Consider the following 19965-nt stretch of genomic DNA (forward strand, 5'->3'; position numbering starts at 1 on the left):
GCCCTTCGAGACGCACTCCTGCGGAGTGCTCCTCAGGACGAGGTCGGACTCTGTCACCGTTGGTATAAAGCTCTGTCGCCGTCGGTGCGATCAGACGCCTTCGGACACCTTGCGGCGCTCTTCCTTCTTGCGATCGTTGGGGTCGAGGATCTTCTTGCGCAGCCGGATCGACTTTGGCGTCACCTCGACCAGCTCGTCGTCGGCGATGTAGGCGAGCGCCTTCTCGAGCGACATCTTCAAGGGCGGCGTCAGGCGGACCGCCTCGTCCTTGGACGTGGTGCGGATATTGGTGAGCTTCTTGCCCTTGATGACATTGACCTCGAGGTCGTTGTCGCGGGTGTGCTCGCCGACGATCATGCCCTGGTAGACCTTCCAGCCGGGCTCGACCATCATCGGGCCGCGGTCCTCCAGGTTCCACAGCGCGTAGGCGACCGCTTCGCCCGCGTCGGTGGAGATCAGCACGCCGGTACGCCGGCCCTGCAGCTCGCCCTTGTAGGGCGCATAGCCGTGAAACAGGCGGTTCATCACCGCGGTGCCGCGGCTGTCGGTCAGAAGCTCGCCCTGGTAGCCGATCAGGCCGCGGGTCGGGGCATAGAAGACGAGCCGGGTGCGGCCGCCGCCGGACGGCCGCATCTCGATCATCTCGGCCTTGCGCTCCGACATTTTCTGCACGACGACGCCCGAATACTGCTCGTCGACGTCGATCACCACCTCCTCGATCGGCTCCGACAGCTCGCCCGAGGTCTCGTCGCGGTTCAGCAGCACCCTCGGGCGCGACACCGACAGCTCGTAGCCCTCGCGGCGCATGGTCTCGATCAGAATGCCGAGCTGCAGCTCGCCGCGGCCGGCGACCTCCATGGAATCCTTCTCGGTCGATTCCGTCACCTTCAGCGCCACGTTCCCTTCGGCCTCGCGCAAAAGGCGGTCGCGGATCATGCGGCCGGTCACCTTGTCGCCCTCGGTGCCGGCGAGCGGCGAATCGTTGACGCGGAAGGTCATCGAGAGGGTCGGCGGGTCGATCGGCTGGGCCGGCAGCGGCTCGGTCACCTCGGGCGCGCAGATGGTGTGGGCGACGGTCGCCTCGGGCAGGCCCGCGACCGACACGATGTCGCCCGCCACCGCCTCGTCGATCGGCTGGCGCTCCAGGCCGCGGAACGCCAAGACCTTGGAGATGCGGCCGGTCTCGACCACCTTGCCGTTCCGGTCGAGCACCTTTGCCGGCTGGTTCGGCTTGATCGAGCCCGAGGTGATGCGGCCGGTGACGATGCGGCCGAGATAGGGGTTCGATTCGAGGATGGTGCCGAGCAGGCGGAACGGCCCGTGCTCGATGGTCGGCTCCGGCACGTGCTTCAGCACGAGGTCGAGCAGCGGCGCCATCGAATCCTTCGGGCCCTCGAGGCTCGGGGCCATCCAGCCTTCCTTGGCGGAGCCGTAGAGGACCGGGAAGTCGAGCTGCTCCTCGCTGGCGTCGAGCGCGGCGAAGAGGTCGAACACCTCGCTCGCCACCACGTCGGGGCGCGCGTCCGAGCGGTCGACCTTGTTGATCGCGACGATCGGCTTCAGCCCGATCTTCAGCGCCTTCGACACCACGAACTTGGTCTGCGGCAGCGGCCCCTCGGCGGCGTCGACCAGCACGATCGCGCCGTCCACCATGTTGAGGATGCGCTCCACCTCGCCGCCGAAATCGGCGTGCCCGGGAGTGTCGACGATGTTGATGCGGACGTCCTTCCAGACGATCGAGGTCGCCTTGGCCAGGATGGTGATCCCGCGCTCGCGCTCGAGGTCGTTGGAGTCCATTGCGCGCTCGGCGACGCGCTGGTTCTCGCGGAACATCCCCGATTGCTGGAGCAGCCGGTCGACCAGGGTGGTTTTACCGTGGTCGACATGGGCGATGATGGCGACGTTGCGCAGCGACATGGAGGTCCTTCGGGAACACGAAAAGCGGGCCTCCGGGGCCCGCGTGCCGGTCGGCCGGAAGGTTGTCGAGGCGGCCTCAGACGAGATACGCGCGCAAGCCCTTTCGGGCCGCGCCGTCCGATCGAGCGCTTCCGGTCCAGCGTGGTTCTACACGCTGGACCGCCGCGCGCAAGCGCGACGCCGGTTTCGCGGGGCTTCGTCACGCACAGTTCATGGAACGGCCACGGTTCCGCCCGAACCCGCTACCGCTGCGCGAGGGCCGGCCGCGGCGGGCCGGCCGGCGTCAGGCGGGGCGGCTCGGGTCCTCGCCGGCGGCCACCGCCTGGCGCAGCTCGATCCGCTCGCGGTTCGGCACCGCGAGCAGGTCGGCGACCCGCCACATCACATTGTCCTCGAACTCGCTGACATTGCCGTCGACGAAGGCGACCTCCCACATCATCGCCACCACCTTGCGGCGGCCCTCGTCGTCGAGCGTGCGCATCAGGAGGCTGGTGAACTGGTAGAAGTCGACCGCGTTCTGGTCGGCCGCCACCGCGGCGTCGATCAGCGCGTCGGTGTCGTCGTCGTCGAGCGCGAAGCGGGTCTTCAGCACCGCGTGCAGCTTGTCGCGCTCGGCGTCCGAGAGATTCGAGTCGAGCGTCGCGACGTGCACCATCAGGGCGGCGGCGGCGAGCCGGTAGTCGTCCGCCTCGAAGCGGGCGGGATGCTTGCTGCCGTCCGTCAGCGCGGCGAAGAAGGATTTCAGGTCGTCGAACATGCGGTCGTGCTCCGGGCTCGGTCGGGGGGCCGGGATCGTCTTTCGGCCGGAAAAATCGGACGAGAGCGTACGGGCCACGGCAGGGACGACGACGATCGACCCCGCGCCGCGCCCGCGTCGCGCGAAAAGCGAACTCTCGATAGCGCATGTAGGGAGCGAACGACACCCGTCGAGGGGGCGATCGGTCACGGTTGCGCGCCCGGCTCACCGCGGCGGCTCACCGCGGCGGCTCACCGTACCGGCTCGTCGCCCTGGTTCACCGCACCGGCTCGCCGCGCCGGACCGCTTCCGCGAGCAGAGCGAGGTTGTTGTGCACGTAGAGATTGTTCGGATCGAGCTTCTGGGCGGTCAGCAGCGTCTCGCGGGCGCGGGCGAAATCGCCGCGCAGAATGTAGGAGTAGCCGATATTGTTGAGAACCGCCGGGCCGCGGCCGACCAGCGCGACGATCTGGCCGTAGGCGCGGTCGGCGAGGTCGAACCGCTTCAGCCGGTCGTAGGAGGCGGCGAGGCAGAGCCAGGCATTGGCGTCGCGCGGCGCGGTCTCCACCGCCTTGCGGCAGTGGCGCTCGGAAAGCCCGTAATTGCCCTGGCGGAACTGCTCGCGGCCGACGCTGAGATCGTCGTGCGGGGCGCTCGGGGTCGGATTGTCGGTGAGGAGATTCGGCGGCGCGCCGGTGTTGGCGGGCGTCAGGTCGGGCAGCGCGGGCGCGAGCGCCGATGCCGGCACCGAGCCGGTGACGTCCTCCGCCGCCTTGCCGCCGGACAGGTCCGGCAGCGAGGTGGTGGTGGTCTCGCACCCCGCGAGCCACATCAGGCCGGCGACCGCGACGAAGGCAAAACGCTCGATCTTCACGCTCATCATACGCTCGCGACCGGTGGGGCCGGCGCGCGGAGGGCAGAGCCGCCGCTCGGACGCACGTCCAGTGTCGTGTCCCGAGCCTAGGAAACGACGGTTAATTTTTTGCTGGCGGGAGGAATGCATACCAAGTCGCCGGAGTGTCCTCGCCGACCCTCGCACCGGACGACGGCCGCATGAAACCACCGTCCGGTGCCCGGCGGAAACGCTTCATAAACCACGAAATCACGCTCTCGTTTTCACGTCCCGCAAACCGAAAGCGGTTCACTCATTCATCACCCTCGCCGTTCCTATAGTCCGTGTCGGAGTATGCGTTACGGGCTAGCGGCAGGGACGAACCGTGCGAAGCAGCACCCTCATCATGATCGCGGTGGCGGCGGTGTTCGGTCTCGCCGCCGTGTTCGCGACGCGGACGTGGCTCGCCAGCCAGCAGCAGGCGCGCGCGCCGAGCGTGGTGACCACCGAGGCGAAGCCGGTCTCGACCCGCAGCGTCGTGGTGGCCACGCGGCCGCTGCGGTTCGGCAACGAGCTGACCCCGCAGGTGCTGCGCGAGGTGCCGTGGCCGGACGGCGCGGTGCCGCCCGGCGCGTTCATGCGCATCGGCGACCTGCTCGGATCGGGCAAGCGCGTGGTGCTGACCGCGATCGAGACCAACGAGCCGGTGCTGGCGATGAAGATCACCGGGCCGGGCCAGCGGGCGACGCTGTCGGCGCTGGTCGAGCCCGGCATGAAGGCGGTGACCATCCGCGTCAACGACGTCGACGGCGTCGGCGGCTTCGTGCTGCCGGGCGATCACGTCGACGTGGTGCTGACCCGCCAGGTCGAGGGAGAGGGCGCCACGACCCAGGTGCTCTTGCAGGACGTGCGGGTGCTGGCGGTCGACCAGATGGCGGACGAGCGCGCCGCCAATCCGGTGGTGCCGAAGGCGGTGACGCTCGAGGTCGACACCCAGGCCGGGCAGAAGCTGAGCCTCGCCGGCTCGATCGGCACGCTGTCGCTCCTCTTGCGCAAGGCCGGCGAGACCACCGGCACCAAGGCCACGCGGGTGACCGTGAAGGATCTGATCAGCGAGTTTCTCGGGCCGACGCCGCACAGCACCACCCGCACGGTGGTGGTGAGGCGCGGCACCGACAAGCAGGACTATGCCGTGCCGCAGGAGAATGCCGTCGCGGCATCGGCCGACGCGGCACGGTGAGGACGGCGTCCGCGCGCCGGGGGAAGCGAGCGGACGACCGACGTCAGGACGACACAGTGGGGATGCGGACGATGGACGGGGATCGAGACAGAAGCCGCACGAACGGGCCGCCGTCGTCGCCGATGGCCGCACGACGGAGAGTCTTTACGCGTCGCGCGCGACATCCCGGCAGGCGATGGCTCGCCGTGGTGGTCGCGCCGCTGGTGCTGCTCGCCGCCGCGCTGCTGCCCGGCCTGCCGCTCGGCGCCGGCGCCGCCCAGGCGCAGACGGTGATCAAGCTCGGCGCGTCGCGCACCTCGGCGGTGACGGTCCCGTCCGGAAAGTCGCAGGACGTGCGGGCCGACCTGCCGTTCGTCGAGGTCGCGATCGGCGACGCCGAGATCGCCGACGTCAATCCGCTGACCGATCACACGCTGTCGATCCTCGGCAAGAAGATCGGCACCACCCGCGTCTCGGTCTATGGCGAGGGCCGCAAGCTGGTCGGCGTGTTCGACGTCGAGGTCTCCTACGACACCTCGGCGCTGGCGACCGAGCTCGGCCGCCGCTTCCCGAATTCGCGCTTCCGCGTCTCCAGCGTCAATGGCCGCATTCTCTTGGGCGGCACGGCCTCGGACGGAATCGCGCTCGACGAGGCCCTTTCGATCGCCCGCCAGTTCGGGCCGGAGGTGATCAATGCGGTGAAGGTGAACGCGCCCCAGCAGGTGCTGCTCGAGGTGCGCTTCGTCGAGGCGTCGCGCTCGGCCGGCCGCGAGCTCGGCGTGCAGTGGAACGCCTGGAGCAAGAACGGTCGTTTCACCGGAAACGTGGGCAACGGCACCTCGCAGCTCCCGATCAGCCAGGCGATCGGGACGACGGCCGCCGGCGTCCTCGGCACCGCGACGCCGCCGTTCGGCTTCCTGGTCGGCTCGCTGATCAGCAACGGGATGCAGATCGACGTCGCCCTCAACGCGCTCGAGGAGCGCGGGCTGATCCGCCAGCTCGCCGAGCCGAACCTCGTCGCGCTGTCCGGCGAGACCGCGAATTTTCTCGCCGGCGGCGAGTACCCGATCCCCGCGGCGGGCACGCTCGGCCAGATCTCGGTCGAGTACAAGAAATACGGCGTCGGCCTCGCCTTCACCCCGACGGTCTTGGCGGGTGGCGTCATCAACCTGAAGATCGAGCCCGAGGTGAGCGAGATCGATCCGACCGTGACCGTGTCGATCGCCAACGGCCTGTCGGTACCGGCGCTGACCGTGCGCAAGGCCTCGACCACGCTCGAGCTGCGCGACGGCCAGAGCTTCGTGCTCGCCGGCTTGCTGCAGAACAAATCCAAGACCCAGCAGCAGCAGCTTCCCTGGCTCGGCGACGTGCCGGTGCTCGGCACGCTGTTCTCCTCGAAGAGCTATCAGAAGAACGAGTCGGACCTCGTGATCATCGTCACGCCGCGGCTCGCGCGTCCGGCCCGTCCGGGCGACCCGATCCGCACGCCGCTCGACAACACGCTCGCCGCCAACGACCTCGACTTCTTCCTCGGCGGCAAGGCCGAGCTCGACCGCCGCCCGGCGGTGCGCGGCGAGACCGCGGCGCTGCGGCCCTATACCGGGCACATGCTCGAGCTCGCCCCCGGAGGCGCCAATGTCGCTTTTCAGTGATCGCCGCTTCGCCCGTCCGCTCGCCGGCGCCGTGCTGCTCGCGGCGCTGCTCGCCGGCTGCTCGGACCTCTATTACGACCGCCGCGAGACGATCGCTTTCGGTGCCGCCGACGCGGTGGCGAGCAATGTCGCGATCCACACCGCCGATCCGTGGCCGCCTTATGCCGCCGACCGCAACCTGCCGACCCGCGGCACCTCGGTGGCGATCGCCACCGAGCTCTATCGCCGCGGCAAGGTGACCAAGCCGGTCGGGCTGCGGACCGCCGGCGACGCCTCCTCCAAGATGCCGGACGCCGCGCCGACCACCGCGGCGCAGACCTCCGGCGGCGAAACCCTGCCCAAGCAATGACCGCTTCCTCGGAGGCCATGCCGTCAGCCACCACGTGATCCGAAATGCTCAGTCCAAAGCCGAAGCCCAAGACCAAGGTCGCCGCCTCCACCACCCGGGTGGTGGTGGTCACCGCCGATCCCGAGTTCGAGCAGGTGGTGACGGAGACCTTCCGCGCCGCGCCCCAGGTCGATCTCACGCTGCTGTCCGGCAGCGTCGAGGCGCATGCCGAGGCGGTGGTCGCGGCCGGCGCGACGGTGGTGGTGGCCGACCTGCACACCGCGACCACGGAGGAGATGGCGGCGCTGCAGGCGCTCGTCACCAGCCTCGACGGCTGGCCGCCGGTGGTCGCGGTGACGGATGCCTTCGACAAGGACTTGATGCGCCAGCTGCTGAAGATGCGGGTGGCGGATTTTCTGGTGAAGCCGGTGCAGCCGGTGGAGCTGGTGCGCACCTGCGCGCGCGTGGTGCAGACGCCGGCCGGCAACGAGCCGAGCGAGGCGGAGATCTTCTCCTATCTGCCGGCGGTCGGCGGGGCGGGCGTCACCACGCTGGCGATCCAGACGGCGCTTCTCCTGCTCGGCAGCGGCAACCAGAAGACGCGGCCGGCGACCTGCCTGGTCGATCTCGATTTTCAGCACGGCGCCTGCGCCGACTATCTCGACCTCGAGCCGCGCCTCGACCTCAACGAGATCGAGCCGCGCCCGGAGCGGCTCGACCGCCAGCTGCTCGAGGTGATGCTGTCCTATCACGCTTCCGGCCTCGCGGTGATCGCAGCACCCAGCCGGCCGGCCGAGATGCGCTCGTTCGATCCCGACACGGTGACGCGGCTGCTCGACCTCGTGTCGTCGCAGTTCAACTACGTGGTGATCGACCTGCCGCGCACCTGGTTCCCGTGGACCGACAGCGTGCTGCTCGGCTCCAACCGGCTGTTCATCGTCTCCGAGATGACGGTGCCCGGCATCAAGCACGCAAAACAGCTGGTCACCGCGATCCGCGAGCGGCTCGACGAGGGGCCGCGCCCGCAAGTGATCATCAACCGGTTCGAGCAGAAGCTGTTCTCGACCGGGCTGCGCAAGAGCGACGTCGAGCAGGCGCTCGGCGAGGATTTCGCCACCGTGGTGCCGAACGACTACAAGCTGGTGCGCGAGGCGATCGATCGCGGCGTGCCGCTCGAGGAGGTCAAGGCCGGCAACAAGATCTCGGCGCAGCTCAAGAAGCTGATCGCGCCGGCGACCACCCGCGACAAGGCGACGGCGGAGAGCGGCGGCAAGCGCCGGCTCGGCCTCTCCTGGGCGCGAGGGTGATGCGAGCCGGTCGGTAGGAACGAGGACAGGGCATGGCCGGACGCTTCAGCTTCCGCAGGATGCCGGCTCCCGAGCCGCCGGCGCCGCCGGGCTCGGTGCCGGGCTCCGGATTCGCACCGCCGCCCGACCAGATGCCCGGCCAGACGCCGGAGGAGGCGGCTCCGGCCGCCGACGGCATCGCCTGGACGGTGTTTCAGGAGGGCACGCCCGAGGCCGCGAGCATGATGGCGCCGCTGCCGCCCGCGCCGCCGCCGCCGGTTCCGGCGAGTCCGGTCGCCCCCGCCAACGCCGCGATGCGCGAAAAGCTGCTCGACGCCAAGGTGCGGCTGCACCGCCGGCTGATCGAGGAGATCAACCTCGCCGCGCTCGAGAAGCTGCCCGAGGACGAGATCCGGAAGCACATCCAGCAGCTCGTCTCGCAATACGTGCTGGTCGAACGGCTGGCGCTCAACACCCAGGAACTGGCCGATTTCGTCACCGAGATTCTCGACGAGATGACCGGGCTCGGGCCGATCGAGCCGCTGTTGAAGGACGCCAGCGTCAACGACATCCTGATCAACGGACACGAATGCGTCTATGTCGAGCGGCGCGGCATCCTCGAGCCGACCGCGGTGCGCTTCAAGGACGAGGCGCATCTCCTGCGCATCATCAACAAGATCGTTTCGGCGGTCGGCCGGCGGGTCGACGAGTCGCACCCCTTGTGTGATGCGCGCCTGCTCGACGGCTCGCGCGTCAACGTGGCGGTCCGCCCGGTGGCGGTCGACGGACCTCTGGTGTCGATCCGAAAATTCTCCAAGAAGCCGCTCGGCCTCGACAAGCTGGTCGAGGTCGGCGCGCTGCGCCCGCAGATGGCCGAGCTCTTGGCGGCGATGGTCAAGGCGCGGGTGACGACCATCATCTCGGGCGGCACCGGCTCCGGCAAGACCACCATGCTGAACGCGCTGTCGGCCTTCATCTCCGACAAGGAGCGTCTGATCACCATCGAGGACGCGGCGGAATTGCAGCTCCAGCAACCGCACGTCGCCCGCATGGAGACCCGCCCGCCGAACGTCGAGGGCAAGGGCGAGATCCGCCAGCGCGACCTCGTCAAGAACGCCCTTCGTATGCGCCCCGAGCGCATCATCCTCGGCGAGTGCCGCGGCGAGGAGGCGTTCGACATGCTGCAGGCGATGAACACCGGGCACGAGGGCTCGATGGCCACCATCCACGCCAACAATCCGCGCGAGGCGATCTCCCGCCTCGAGCAGATGATCGGCATGGCCGGGCTGCCGATGACCATCACCTCGATCCGCGGCCAGATCGCCGCCGCCGTGCGCATCATCGTCCAGCTCTCGCGCCTCTCGGACGGCAAGCGGCGGGTGATGAGCATCGCCGAGATCACCGGCATGGAGGGCGAGATCCTGCAGATGCAGGAGATCTTCAAATATGTCCGCACCGCCACCCTCGAGGACGGCACCGTGCAGGGCCATTTCGTCGCGACCGGTGTCAGGCCGCGCATCCTGTCCGATCTCGCGGCCAAGGGCATCAAGATCCCGCCGCAGTATTTCGATCCCAGCAAGCCGTTGTGAGGGGCCATGCCGGCGATCGATCCCGTCGTCTGGATTTACGTTTTTGCCGTCGCCTCCGCCGTGCTGTTCGGCGAGGGCATTTATCTTCTGTTCTTCTCGGCGGGGTCGTACCGCAAGCGGGTCAACCACCGGCTGGCGATGCTGTCGGAGAGCGACGACCGCGAGGACGTGCTGGTGCAGCTCCGTCGCGAGCGCGGCCTCACCAGCGAGGGCGACCTCCGGCTGCCGGTCGTCTCGTTCAACCGGCTGCTGCTGCAGTCCGGGCTGACCGGCGGGGTTCCGCGGCTCGGGCTCTATGTCGTGATCGGTGCGCTCGGCGTGTTCTGCGCGCTCGCCGTGTTTCGCGGCAGCATGGTCGAGGCGGTGCTCGGCGCGGCGGTGACGCTGCTGCTCGGCCCGTTCGCCCTTCTCGCGGTGATGCGCTCGCGGCGGCGAAAGAAGTTCGGCAACCAGTTTCCCGACGCGATCGACATCATCGTGCGCAGCCTCAGGGCCGGCCATCCGGTGCCGATCGCGGTGACGATGGTGGCGCGCGAGCTGCCCGACCCGGTCGGCACCGAGTTCGGCATCGTCGCCGACGAGATCACCTACGGCGCCGACCTCGAGACGGCGATGCGCAACCTGTTCTTCCGGGTCGGCCAGGAGGACCTTCCGCTGTTCGTCACCGCGGTGGCGATCCAGGGCTCGACCGGCGGCAATCTCGGCGAAATCCTGGAGAACCTCTCCTCGGTGATCCGTGAGCGGATAAAAATGCGGCGGAAGATCAAGGCGCTCGCCTCCGAGGGCAAGATGTCGGCGCTGCTCCTGTCGGCGCTGCCGGTCGGCGTCTTCCTGGTGGTGCAGGCGGTCGCGCCGGATTTCTACGGCAGCGTGTGGAAGTACGATCTCACCAAGATCGGGCTCGGCTGCGCGGTCGCCTGGATGCTCGCCGGCAACTTGCTGATGTTTCGCATGGTCAACTTCAAGATCTGACGGAGGCCCTCGTCCCGCATGGCGTGGCTGCTCGACCCCGACGTCCTGATCACCGTGCTGGTGTTCGTCGCCGCGACCAGCGCGGCGTTCGGCGTGATGGCGGTGATGCAGGTGCGCGGCGCGGTGAAGCGGCGCGCGGCCGGCATCGTCGGCGGCGGCGCGCTCGATCGCGGCGGCCGGCGGTCGCTGCGCCAGCAGAGCAGCGAGGCCGTGCAACGGCTGATCGAGTACACCACCAAGCATTACGCCAGCGTCGACGACGCCAACATGAAGATGCTGCGCCACCGGCTGGTGCAGGCCGGCGTGTTCGACCCGCGCGGCGTCGGCATCTTCTTCGTCATCCGCTTCGGCCTGGCGATCGGCCTCGCGCTGGTCGCCTTCCTGATCCTGCCGCTGATCGACCAGGGCAGCGGCTCGATGTTCTGGGGGCTGACCGGCTGCGCGGGCCTCGCCGGCTATCTCGCCCCGAGCCTGGTGCTCGACCGCATCATCAAGAAGCGCCGCGAGGAGTATCGCGCCGGCTTCCCCGATTTCATGGATCTGCTGGTCGTCTGCGCCGATGCCGGGCTCGGCATGGAGGGCTCGCTCGAGCGGGTCGGCCGCGAGCTCGGCGATTCCTATCCGGCGCTGTCGCAGAACATCCACATGACCTGCCTCGAGATCCGCGCCGGCCGCTCGTTGTCGGAGGCGCTCGAGCATTTCGGCGACCGGCTCGGCCTCGACGAGGTGCGCTCGTTCGCGACGCTCATTCAGCAGTCGGACGAGCTCGGCTCCTCGATCACCGACGCGCTGCGCGTGTACAGCGAGGACATGCGCCACAAGCGACTGTCGATCGCCGAGGAGAAGGCCTACAGCCTGCCGGTGAAGCTGTCGGTGCCGCTGATGGTGTGCGTCTTTCCGGTGCTGTTCGTGGTCATTCTGCTGCCGGTCTTCGTGCGGGTGCGGCTCGGCGTCTATTGACGCGCCCGGTGCGGACCAGAATGTCACCCTCCGCGAAATCAATCGTTAGATCTTTATTGCTTTCATGGTGCCGCAATACGGGTGGGGCGGCTCGCAATGCCAGGACGTGACGGTCGGAAGGCGGAGGACGCGGACGAGAGCGCGCTGCCGCCCGACGTCCTGGCGGAGCTGGTCGACGGCCTGTTCGGGCCCAACGTGTCGTTCGTCGTCGGGGCGATCTGCTGCCTGGCGATCGGCACGACGATCGCCGTGCGCACCGAGAGCGCGTGGCCGACCGCGGTGACCGCTCTGCTCGCGGTCATGGTCGCCGGCCGGGGCGTGCTGGCGATCGCCTATCGGCGGCGCGACCGCGCGGCGGCACCGGCGACCGCCACGGTGCGGCGCTGGGAGCGACGCTACGCGATCGGCGCCATGACGTTCGGCGCGGCGCTCGGCGCCCTCTGCGTCGCGGTCTTCCTCGCCACCGACGACACGCTGTGCCACCTGCTCGCGAACGGCGTCGCCACCGGCTACACCGCCGGCGTGACGGCGCGCAACTCCGCCCGCCCGCGCATCGCGATCGCCCAGCTCGCCCTCGTGCTGCTGCCGATCGCGGTCGCCGCGGCGCTGCTCGGCGGCCCGCTCTATTGGCTGCTCGCCGGCGTGACGGTGCTCTATTTCGTCGCGACCGTGGAGATCGTGCTGTTTCTCGGCAACCGCCACCGCCGGCTGCTGCTCGCCACCCGCGAGACCTCGCGGCTGGCCGCCTCGCTGGCCGCCCAGAACCTGCGGTTCGACGCCGCGCTCGGCAACATGTCGCACGGCTTGTGCATGTTCGATCGGGCCGGGCGGCTGGCGGTGTGCAACGCGCGGCTGTGCGAGATCTACCGCGTGCCGCCGGGCACCTTCACCCCCGGCATGACGGTGCTCGACATGATCGAGGCGAGCGCCGCCGCCGGCAACCATCCGCAGATCGATCCGGTCGAGATGGCGGCCGAGTACGAGCGGCGGCTCGGCGCCGGCGCGCCCAGCCAGTCGACCATGGCGCTCGGCCCCGATCGCACCATCCTCCTGTCGCAATGGCCGATCGCCGACGGCGGCGCGGTGGTGCTGTTCGAGGACATCACCGAGCGCGAGCGCGCCGAGGCGCGCGCCCAGTGGCTCGCCACCCACGACGACCTGACCGGCCTGCCGAACCGCACGAAGTTCTCGGCGACGCTCGAGGCGGCGATCCGCACCGCCGAGCACGAGGGCCGGCGGTTCGCGGTGATGTTTCTCGACCTCGACCGCTTCAAGTTCGTCAACGACACGCTCGGCCACGCGGCGGGCGACCGGCTGCTCGGGGTGATCGCCGGGCGTCTCGCCGGCTGCGTCGAGGAGGGCGACGTGGTCTCGCGGCTCGGCGGCGACGAGTTCGTGATCCTCCTGCGCGACACCGGCGATGCCGCCGGCGCCGGCGCCGTCGCGCGGCGCATCCTGTCGACCGTGGTCGAGCCGGTGGTGGTGCAGGGCCAGGAATGCCGGGTGGCGGCGAGCATCGGCGTCGCCTTCTTCCCCGACGACGGCGCCGACGAGCAGACGCTGACCCGCAACGCCGACGCGGCGATGTATCTCGCCAAGGACGAGGGCCGCAACTGCGTGCGCTTCTTCTCGCCGGTGATCGAGGCGCGCTCGATCGAGCGGCTGATGATGGAGACCAGCCTGCGCGGCGCGCTCGAGCGCAACGAGCTGGTGCTGCACTACCAGCCCAAGAAGGACCTCGCGACCGGCGAGGTGTCCGGCGTCGAGGCGCTGCTGCGCTGGAACCACCCCGCCCTCGGCCTGCTGCTGCCCGGCCGCTTCGTGCCGCTCGCCGAGGACACCGGCCTGATCGTGCCGATCGGTCGGTTCGTGCTGCATGCCGCCTGCGCGCAGGGGATGGCGTGGCAGCGGCGCGGCCTGCCGCCGGTGACGATCGCCGTCAACCTGTCGCCGCGCCAGTTCGCCGACGAGAATTTGCTCGTCGACATCGAGGAGGCGCTCGCCTGGTCGGGCTTTCCGCCCGGATTGCTCGAGCTCGAGATCACCGAGAGCATGGTGATGCAGAACATCGGCCGCGCCGTCGACCTCCTGACCGCGGTGCGCGAGATGGGCATCCGGCTGGCGATCGACGATTTCGGCACCGGCTACGCCTCGATGGCGCTGATCAAGCAGATGCCGATCGACACCATAAAAATCGACCGCACGTTTTTGAGCGACGTTCCCGCCGACCCCGAGGCGAGGGCGATCACCGACGCCATCATCGCGCTCGGCAAGGCGCTCGACCTGACGATCGTCGGCGAGGGCGTCGAGCTGTCGGCCCAGGAGGATTTTTTGCGCGAGCGCGGCTGCGACGAGATGCAGGGCTTCCTGTTCAGCCGCCCGCTGCCGGCCGACGCGCTCGCCGTCTTTCTCGCCGAGCACCACGCGCGGGCCGACCGGCCCGCCGCCGGTGCGGCCGCGTCCGCCGACCGGGACGCGGCGCCGCCCCGCTGCGCGGTCGCCTGAACCGACGGCAAACCCAGGCGCGAGCGCCCTGGCGCGGGAGTCCCCGTGCCACGAGGTCGTCTTCAAAAGCTCTCAGCGGTCGAGCATCGCCATGCCGGCCGGGGCGTAGCGCTCGCCGACGATGCCGGCGGCGATGCCGTCGAGCCGCGCGAGATCGTCGGCGTCGAGCGTGATCGCCAGCGCCCCGGCATTCTCCTCGAGCCGCGTCCGCCGCTTGGTGCCGGGGATCGGCACCACGTCGTCGCCCTGCGCGAGCACCCAGGCGAGCGCGATCTGCGCCGGCGTCGCGCCGTGCTTGTCGGCGACGCTGCGGATGATGGCGATCGCGGCGGCGTTGCGCTCGGCATTGCCGGCGCCGAATCGCGGGTCGTGCCGGCGATAGTCGGTCGCGACCAGATCGGCGGTGCCGGTCACGGCCCCGGTGAGGAAGCCACGCCCGAGCGGGCTGTAGGCGACGAAGCCGATGCCGAGCTCGCGCAGCGTCGGCAGCACGCTCGCCTCGACGCCGCGCTCCCACAGCGAGTACTCGCTCTGCACCGCGGCGATCGGGTGCACCGCGTGGGCGCGTCGGATCGTCTCGGCGCCGACCTCGGACAGGCCGAGATGGCGCACCTTGCCGGCCTTCACCAGCTCGGCCATCCCCCCGACCGTCTCCTCGATCGGCACCGCCGGGTCGCGCCGGTGCTGATAAAACAGGTCGATGGTGTCGATCCCGAGCCGCTTCAGCGAGGCGTCGGCGGCCCGGCGCGCGTTTTCCGGCGAGCCGTCGAGCCCGCGCGAGCGCAGGTCGGCCGAGTTCTGCGAATCGAAGGTGATGCCGAACTTGGTGGCGATCACGAAGTCGTCGCGCCGCCCGGCGATCGCCCGCCCGACCAGCTCCTCGTTGGTGAACGGCCCGTACATCTCGGCGGTGTCGAGGAAGGTGATGCCGAGCGTGCGGGCGCGATCGATGGTCGCCAGCGATTCGGCGTCGTCGCGCTCACCATAGGCAAAGGTCATGCCCATGCAGCCGAGGCCCATCGCAGAGACGCGAAGCGCGCCCAGCCGACGCGGCGGGCGGGATTGCGGGGCGGCGGATGCGGGAGTGGCGTCGGGTGCGTTCATGGCGAAAACCTCTCGGTTCCGTGGAACTTTTTCGTCGGAAAACGCTTTGTTCTCAACATCGTCGTGAACGGCCCGCCGGTTCGGGCGAGCGGTCGGTCGCGGCGCGGACGCGAGTGACGCGGGATACTTTTCGAGTATGTCGCGGATCGATGCCCACAGTGTGGCCACGATCGGAAGGCACGCGGTCGACCTCGACGTTCTGCCGGAAACGGCAGCCGTCAACGACCTGCTAACCGTGGCGGCAGACATCGATCCACGCCGGCGGATGCGACCGTTGAACCGGCTGCGGCCCGATGGCACCAAGTCGAGGGCGCGCCGTCACGGCACGTTTCAACCCCCGGGCGCGACGCCCGAGCGGACCGGCTCGACCGATCTCCGGCGCCGATCCTCCGCCCGTCGCGCCACCGAATGGAGACACGACGTTGAGTCAGTCCGACACCTCGATCGACCTCACCCCCCGCACCCCGGGCACCGACGAGAGCAGTGGATCGCGGACGCACTCCGGCGCACGATCCGAGCGGCCCGAGCAGGCCGGCGCGACCCGTCCGTCCGATCGCTCGGCGATCGCCTACTGCATCGAGAACGACCTGATCTGATCCGGTCCGGTCGTTCGTCGAGACGTCCGAAGTTTTCGTCGTCGCCCGTTTCCGCGCACCCGCGGGAGCGGGCGATGCGCATCGAAAGGTCGATCGCCGCACTCTGCCCCGGCGCAGCGGCGAGCGGTAGCGCTCCGAACGCGGGGCTGGGGTGCGGCGTCGGGGAATCGCTTGAGGCTCATTGCGCGGTTCTGGTGATGAGGGCGCGGAGGTCGTCGTCGTTCCAGGCGGCTGGCTTTGCGGCGAAGGCGGGGGCTGTCGAGTTCAAAAAGCGTTACTGGCCGGGGAAGCGGCGGGCGGTGGCGAGCCGGGCGACTTTGGTCGACACACGATAGCGTTGCACCTCGATGCGGCTGTGGTCGCCATGGGTAGAGACGAAGGTATCGAGAGTGGCGGGATCAGTGGTCTCGAAGGAGAGCGCGACGATCTGGCGCTCGTTCTCCCGAAGGTCCTCCATCCAGGCACCGAACAGTCGGAAAACACCGCCGGATCGAGCCCATTCATCGCGTCCTCGGACGTGTCGTGCGATGGAATGTCCTTCACAAAGGCAGCTTTGTTCGTAGGAAAGCGCCGCAGTCCGAGTTTCCAAACGGTCTCGCGAGCGGGTGGAGGACATCGAGGCGTTTCGTCGGCGCGTGAACGGCACCGCAGGGAGGCTTTGGACGACAATGACGATTTCGCGGCCTCGAACGGAGGCCGATTTTCGCATCGATCGATCTCTAGCTCGGTTCGGGTCGCAAGATGCTTCAGTCGCGTGGCGACATTGCTCGCGCGTCGCGCACGATCCGCGTTTTGCTACCCGGCGAACGGAGAGGAGCCCGGCGCCTCGAGTGCGGCCTTCAGAGCACCGACATAGACGTTGCGGGCCGTCTTCAAAGCGGCGGCTTGGACCTGCAGACGCGCCAATTCTTGGTCGACGGCCTGAATGTTCTGCAACTGCGCTTTGGCCTCGGCCGACAAGCCGGCGAGATCGTAGTCGACGCCGTCGATTTTGAGAATGCGCACGGGTTTTTCCTCGGCCGTGATGCCATGATGCCATTGTGCCAAACGCCGATTGATGCACCACACTCTGGTAACGATTTTCGCCGTCTGCCGAGACGAGCGGTACCACCGTTTCTCGCGAGCGCGGCGACAGTGAGACAGAGCGAGCGCGCGGCCGAGCTGGGGGCTGCGGGCGAGTTCGTGTGGGCCACCGGTCAGGCCGTCGACAACCCGCCCAAAAACGTCGTCCGGGATCGGCGGCAGCTGCAGGACGCCTTCGCTGGGCGCAAAACCTCCAGCCTGTGTCATCGCCAGCATATATCCGGAGATCTCGTGCAGGGCGATCCGACCCGACGGCCAAACGTGAATCAGCGGACAGAAGGGAGCGATTTCCGGCAGCACGTGGTTTGGAAATATCCGGTGCCGCCAATAACGGGCGGCAATGCGAGCAAAATGCTGGTAGTCGGCAATCGGGGAAAAATCCGCGGCGGCGAACGGCAGAATCTCGATCTTCGGCTTGGTGGGCACCACGGTATCGTTGGCGATATCGACATAGAGTGTGCCGAGCTGAAAGGCGTTTTGGAAGTACTGCCCGCGAAGGTCGCCCCAGACTAGACGGAATGCGCCACCGGCTCGCTGGAAGGCACGCAACGCGCGAAAGCCTCGCGCCGCACGGTGTGTCAGGCCGGAGCCGTCCATTTGCCGCAGCCGGTTCCGCGCCGCCCGGGCAATCTCGAGGCATTGACCGATCGGGTAGGGTTTTCCGAGCTTGATCGGCCGCGCACGACGAAGCTCCGGATCGAGAAGCTCCCGCAACTCCAGCAGCATGATCTCGAGGTCAGCCAGCGCCGGCAGCAAGAAGCGCTCCGTGAGCGCCTGCTCCTTCGCCGGGTCTACGATCCGGGGCTCTCCTGGCAGCAAAGGGACAACGAGAATATTGCCTCGTGGGAACCCGACCGCACGTCCGGCGTCCGCTGCCACACGGGCGGCCCCATCCATCCCGAATCGCCTTCACTTATAATTCGCCGGCTCAATTCTAGCGAATACGTCGACCAAGGTGTTCGTACCTGAATGCCACGCCGTCCGTTTCCCGTACCCGGAGTCAGAGAAGACATCCGAATCCTCGAACCCACCGCTCACACGAAGGACGTGGGACACTCCAATGTTGCCCGGCTGGGTGCTCCGGATAGCGCCGCGCGGGAAGCCGGTCGCAAAGCGCGAATTTCCGGCTCCCCTCCCCTCACACCGCCGCGGCGGCCTCGGTGCCGGGGGCACCCGTGCCGGGGACGTCGGCGGCGGCGGCGCCCGAATCGGCACCGGCTTCGGCGCCGTCCTGCTTCTGGTCGACCGAGCGCAGGCGATAGAAGGTCGCGTAGCGGTGGCCGAGGCGCAGAAGCTCCTCGTGGCGGCCCGATTCGACGATGCGGCCGCCCTCCACCACGTGGATCGTGTCGGCATTGGCGATGGTGTAGAGCCGGTGGGCGATCACCAGCGTGGTGCGCCCCTTGATCAGCTCCTTCATCGCCGCCTGCACGAAATACTCGGCCTCGCTGTCGAGCGCGGCGGTCGGCTCGTCGAGCAGAATGATCGGCGCGTCGCGCACCAGCGCGCGGGCGATCGCGATGCGCTGGCGCTGGCCGCCGGAGAGCTGCGCGCCCTGCTCGCCGACCTTCGTCTCGTAGCCCTCGGGGAAGGCGGTGATGAAGTCGTGCGCATAGGCGGCGCGGGCCGCCGCGACGATCTCCTCGTCGCTCGCGCCGGGGCGCCCGAGCGCGATGTTTTCCTTCACGGTGCCATGGAACAAAAAAACGTCCTGGCCGACATAGGCGATGTTCTGGCGCACCGAGGCGAGCGAGACGCCGGCGATGTCCTGGCCGTCGATCACCACGCGCCCCTCCTGCGGGGTGTAGAGGCCGAGCAGCAGATTGAAGATGGTCGACTTGCCGCCGCCCGAGGCGCCGACGAAGGCCGTCACCTTGCGCGGCGTCGCGTCGAACGACACGCCGTGCAGCACCGGCTCGCCGGGGCGATAGCCGAAGGTGATGTTCTCGAACGCGACGTGCCCCTCGCTCACCGCGAGCTTGCCGGGGCGGCTGTCGGGCGGCTCGACCGCGAGATCGATCAGCTCGAACAGGATGCGCACGCCGACGAGGCCCGTCTGCAGATCGAGATTGAGGCGGGCGATCCGCTTGGCCGGCTCGTAGGCGAGGATGAAGGCGGTGATGAAGGAGATGAAGCCGCCCGGCGTCTGGCCGAGCACGAGGACGCCGTAGCCGCCGATCATCAGCACCGCGGCGATCGCCATGCCGCCGAGCGATTCCATCAGCGGGGTCGCGCGGTTGGAGACGCGGGCGAGCTTGTTGGAGGCCTGCTCGATCGACTCGACGTCCGCATAGACGCGGTCGCGCATCACCTCCTCGAGGTTGAACGCCTTGATGATCTTGAAGCCCTGCACGGTCTCCTGCAGCGCCTGCATCACTCGCACCATGCCGCCGAACTGCGTCTGGGTGATGTGGCGCACGCGCTTGATCAGCCCGCGCAGCACGAGAATGGCCGGCGGCGCGATCACCAGCGCGACGATCGAGAGAACGGGCTGCTGATAGACCATCACGCCGATCAGGCTCAGCAGCGTGAGGAGGTCGCGGCCGAGCGCGGTGATCAGCATGTTGAGCACGCTCGAGGCGGCGCCGGCGCCGTAATTGATGCGGGCGACGAACTCGGAGGAATGCTTGTCGGTGAAGAACGACATGCTCTGCTGCACGAGCTTGTCGAACATCCGCTTCTGGTTGGAGGCGACGATCCGGTTGCTGATGCGGGCGAGCGTCACCGACTGGCCGTAGGTGGCAAAGCCCTTGGCGGCGAAGATGACGATCGCCGCGAGCGACACCAGCGACACGCCGATGAAGCTGCGGTCGACATAGACGCGGTTCACCGCGGTGCCGATCAGATAGGCGGTCGCCGCGGTGCAGGCGGCGCCGACGCCCATGAAGGCGAAGGCGATCGCATAGCTGCGCCAATGTCCCTTGCCGTACTCGGTGAGCAGGCGCGCCACCATGCTCGCCGTCGCCGTCGGGTCGGCCAGCAGCCGGCGTCCGATCCACGCCTTCACGGCCTCGACCATCGCGTTCATGTGCAACTCGTCTCCCCAGGCGCCCGCAAGCTCCCCGTGCCCGCGGCGGGCGGACCATAATCGATCGACGCCACCGCGTCTAACCGCAATAACACTTGGCCGGATCGGCCTTTCGTCCGAGCAATCTGCGGTTGCGCCGATGCCGCGGCCAGCGGAGC

General features: G+C 68.8%; 16 protein-coding genes. 9 read left to right on the forward strand and 7 right to left on the reverse strand.

Going from position 1 to position 19965, the window contains the following annotated elements:
* Window positions 1–90: 90 nt before the first annotated feature.
* The 3 genes from typA to A33M_RS22195 all read right to left on the reverse strand — a co-directional run bounded on the left by typA (window position 91) and on the right by A33M_RS22195 (window position 3533).
* On the reverse strand, window positions 91–1917 hold the full coding sequence (gene typA, locus A33M_RS05805) for a translational GTPase TypA (RefSeq protein WP_008384565.1): 1827 nt from the start codon (window positions 1915–1917) through the stop codon (window positions 91–93).
* A gap of 283 nt (window positions 1918–2200) precedes the next feature.
* A complete protein-coding gene (locus A33M_RS05810) occupies window positions 2201–2674 on the reverse strand; it encodes a tellurite resistance TerB family protein (RefSeq protein ID WP_008384568.1) in 474 nt (157 codons plus the stop codon).
* Window positions 2675–2930: 256 nt separating this feature from the next.
* The gene (locus A33M_RS22195) at window positions 2931–3533 is read right to left on the reverse strand and encodes a tetratricopeptide repeat protein (protein ID WP_008384570.1); all 603 of its coding nucleotides are present in this window, start codon (window positions 3531–3533) and stop codon (window positions 2931–2933) included.
* Between the two features lie 337 nt (window positions 3534–3870).
* On the opposite strand from A33M_RS22195, the gene cpaB reads away from it, so the two are divergent.
* From cpaB to A33M_RS22200, 8 genes are all read left to right on the forward strand, one after another.
* Window positions 3871–4725, forward strand: coding sequence for a Flp pilus assembly protein CpaB (cpaB, locus tag A33M_RS05820; RefSeq protein ID WP_040619503.1), 855 nt, complete (start codon window positions 3871–3873; stop codon window positions 4723–4725).
* Window positions 4726–4910: 185 nt separating this feature from the next.
* Window positions 4911–6356 (forward strand): type II and III secretion system protein family protein, encoded by a 1446-nt coding sequence (locus A33M_RS05825; protein WP_008384574.1) that lies wholly within the window; start codon window positions 4911–4913, stop codon window positions 6354–6356.
* Window positions 6340–6705, forward strand: a complete 366-nt coding sequence (locus A33M_RS05830; protein WP_008384576.1) for a hypothetical protein — start codon at window positions 6340–6342, stop codon at window positions 6703–6705. The genes A33M_RS05825 and A33M_RS05830 overlap by 17 nt, the downstream gene beginning before the upstream one ends.
* Window positions 6706–6749: 44 nt before the next feature.
* A complete protein-coding gene (locus A33M_RS05835) occupies window positions 6750–7991 on the forward strand; it encodes an AAA family ATPase (RefSeq protein WP_008384578.1) in 1242 nt (413 codons plus the stop codon).
* Window positions 7992–8023: 32 nt separating this feature from the next.
* On the forward strand, window positions 8024–9559 hold the full coding sequence (locus tag A33M_RS05840; protein WP_008384580.1) for a CpaF family protein: 1536 nt from the start codon (window positions 8024–8026) through the stop codon (window positions 9557–9559).
* Window positions 9560–9565: 6 nt separating this feature from the next.
* A complete protein-coding gene (locus A33M_RS05845; RefSeq protein WP_008384583.1) occupies window positions 9566–10531 on the forward strand; it encodes a type II secretion system F family protein in 966 nt (321 codons plus the stop codon).
* An 18-nt stretch (window positions 10532–10549) separates the two neighbouring features.
* Window positions 10550–11491 carry a type II secretion system F family protein gene (locus A33M_RS05850; RefSeq protein WP_008384585.1) on the forward strand — a complete coding sequence of 314 codons (942 nt, stop codon included), beginning with the start codon at window positions 10550–10552 and terminating at the stop codon, window positions 11489–11491.
* 96 nt (window positions 11492–11587) lie between these two features.
* Window positions 11588–13996, forward strand: a complete 2409-nt coding sequence (locus tag A33M_RS22200) for a putative bifunctional diguanylate cyclase/phosphodiesterase (protein WP_008384587.1) — start codon at window positions 11588–11590, stop codon at window positions 13994–13996.
* Window positions 13997–14068: 72 nt separating this feature from the next.
* On the opposite strand, the gene A33M_RS05860 is transcribed toward A33M_RS22200, so the two are convergent.
* Window positions 14069–15100, reverse strand: coding sequence for an aldo/keto reductase (locus A33M_RS05860; protein WP_052026876.1), 1032 nt, complete (start codon window positions 15098–15100; stop codon window positions 14069–14071).
* Window positions 15101–15522: 422 nt separating this feature from the next.
* On the opposite strand from A33M_RS05860, the gene A33M_RS23730 reads away from it, so the two are divergent.
* Window positions 15523–15696: a hypothetical protein gene (locus tag A33M_RS23730; protein ID WP_008384592.1), complete on the forward strand. Its 174-nt coding sequence runs from the start codon at window positions 15523–15525 to the stop codon at window positions 15694–15696.
* Window positions 15697–15970: 274 nt separating this feature from the next.
* On the opposite strand, the gene A33M_RS05865 is transcribed toward A33M_RS23730, so the two are convergent.
* The 3 genes from A33M_RS05865 to A33M_RS05875 all read right to left on the reverse strand — a co-directional run bounded on the left by A33M_RS05865 (window position 15971) and on the right by A33M_RS05875 (window position 19807).
* Window positions 15971–16153 (reverse strand): hypothetical protein, encoded by a 183-nt coding sequence (locus A33M_RS05865; protein WP_008384594.1) that lies wholly within the window; start codon window positions 16151–16153, stop codon window positions 15971–15973.
* A 338-nt stretch (window positions 16154–16491) separates the two neighbouring features.
* Complete coding sequence (locus A33M_RS24800) at window positions 16492–17535, reverse strand: DUF6447 family protein (RefSeq protein WP_008384596.1); 1044 nt, start codon at window positions 17533–17535, stop codon at window positions 16492–16494.
* A 382-nt stretch (window positions 17536–17917) separates the two neighbouring features.
* Window positions 17918–19807 carry an ABC transporter ATP-binding protein gene (locus A33M_RS05875; protein WP_008384598.1) on the reverse strand — a complete coding sequence of 630 codons (1890 nt, stop codon included), beginning with the start codon at window positions 19805–19807 and terminating at the stop codon, window positions 17918–17920.
* Window positions 19808–19965: the final 158 nt, after the last annotated feature.

Origin of the sequence: Rhodovulum sp. PH10 (assembly GCF_000293785.1) — a bacterium.
In the GTDB taxonomy this organism is placed as follows: domain Bacteria; phylum Pseudomonadota; class Alphaproteobacteria; order Rhizobiales; family Xanthobacteraceae; genus Rhodoplanes.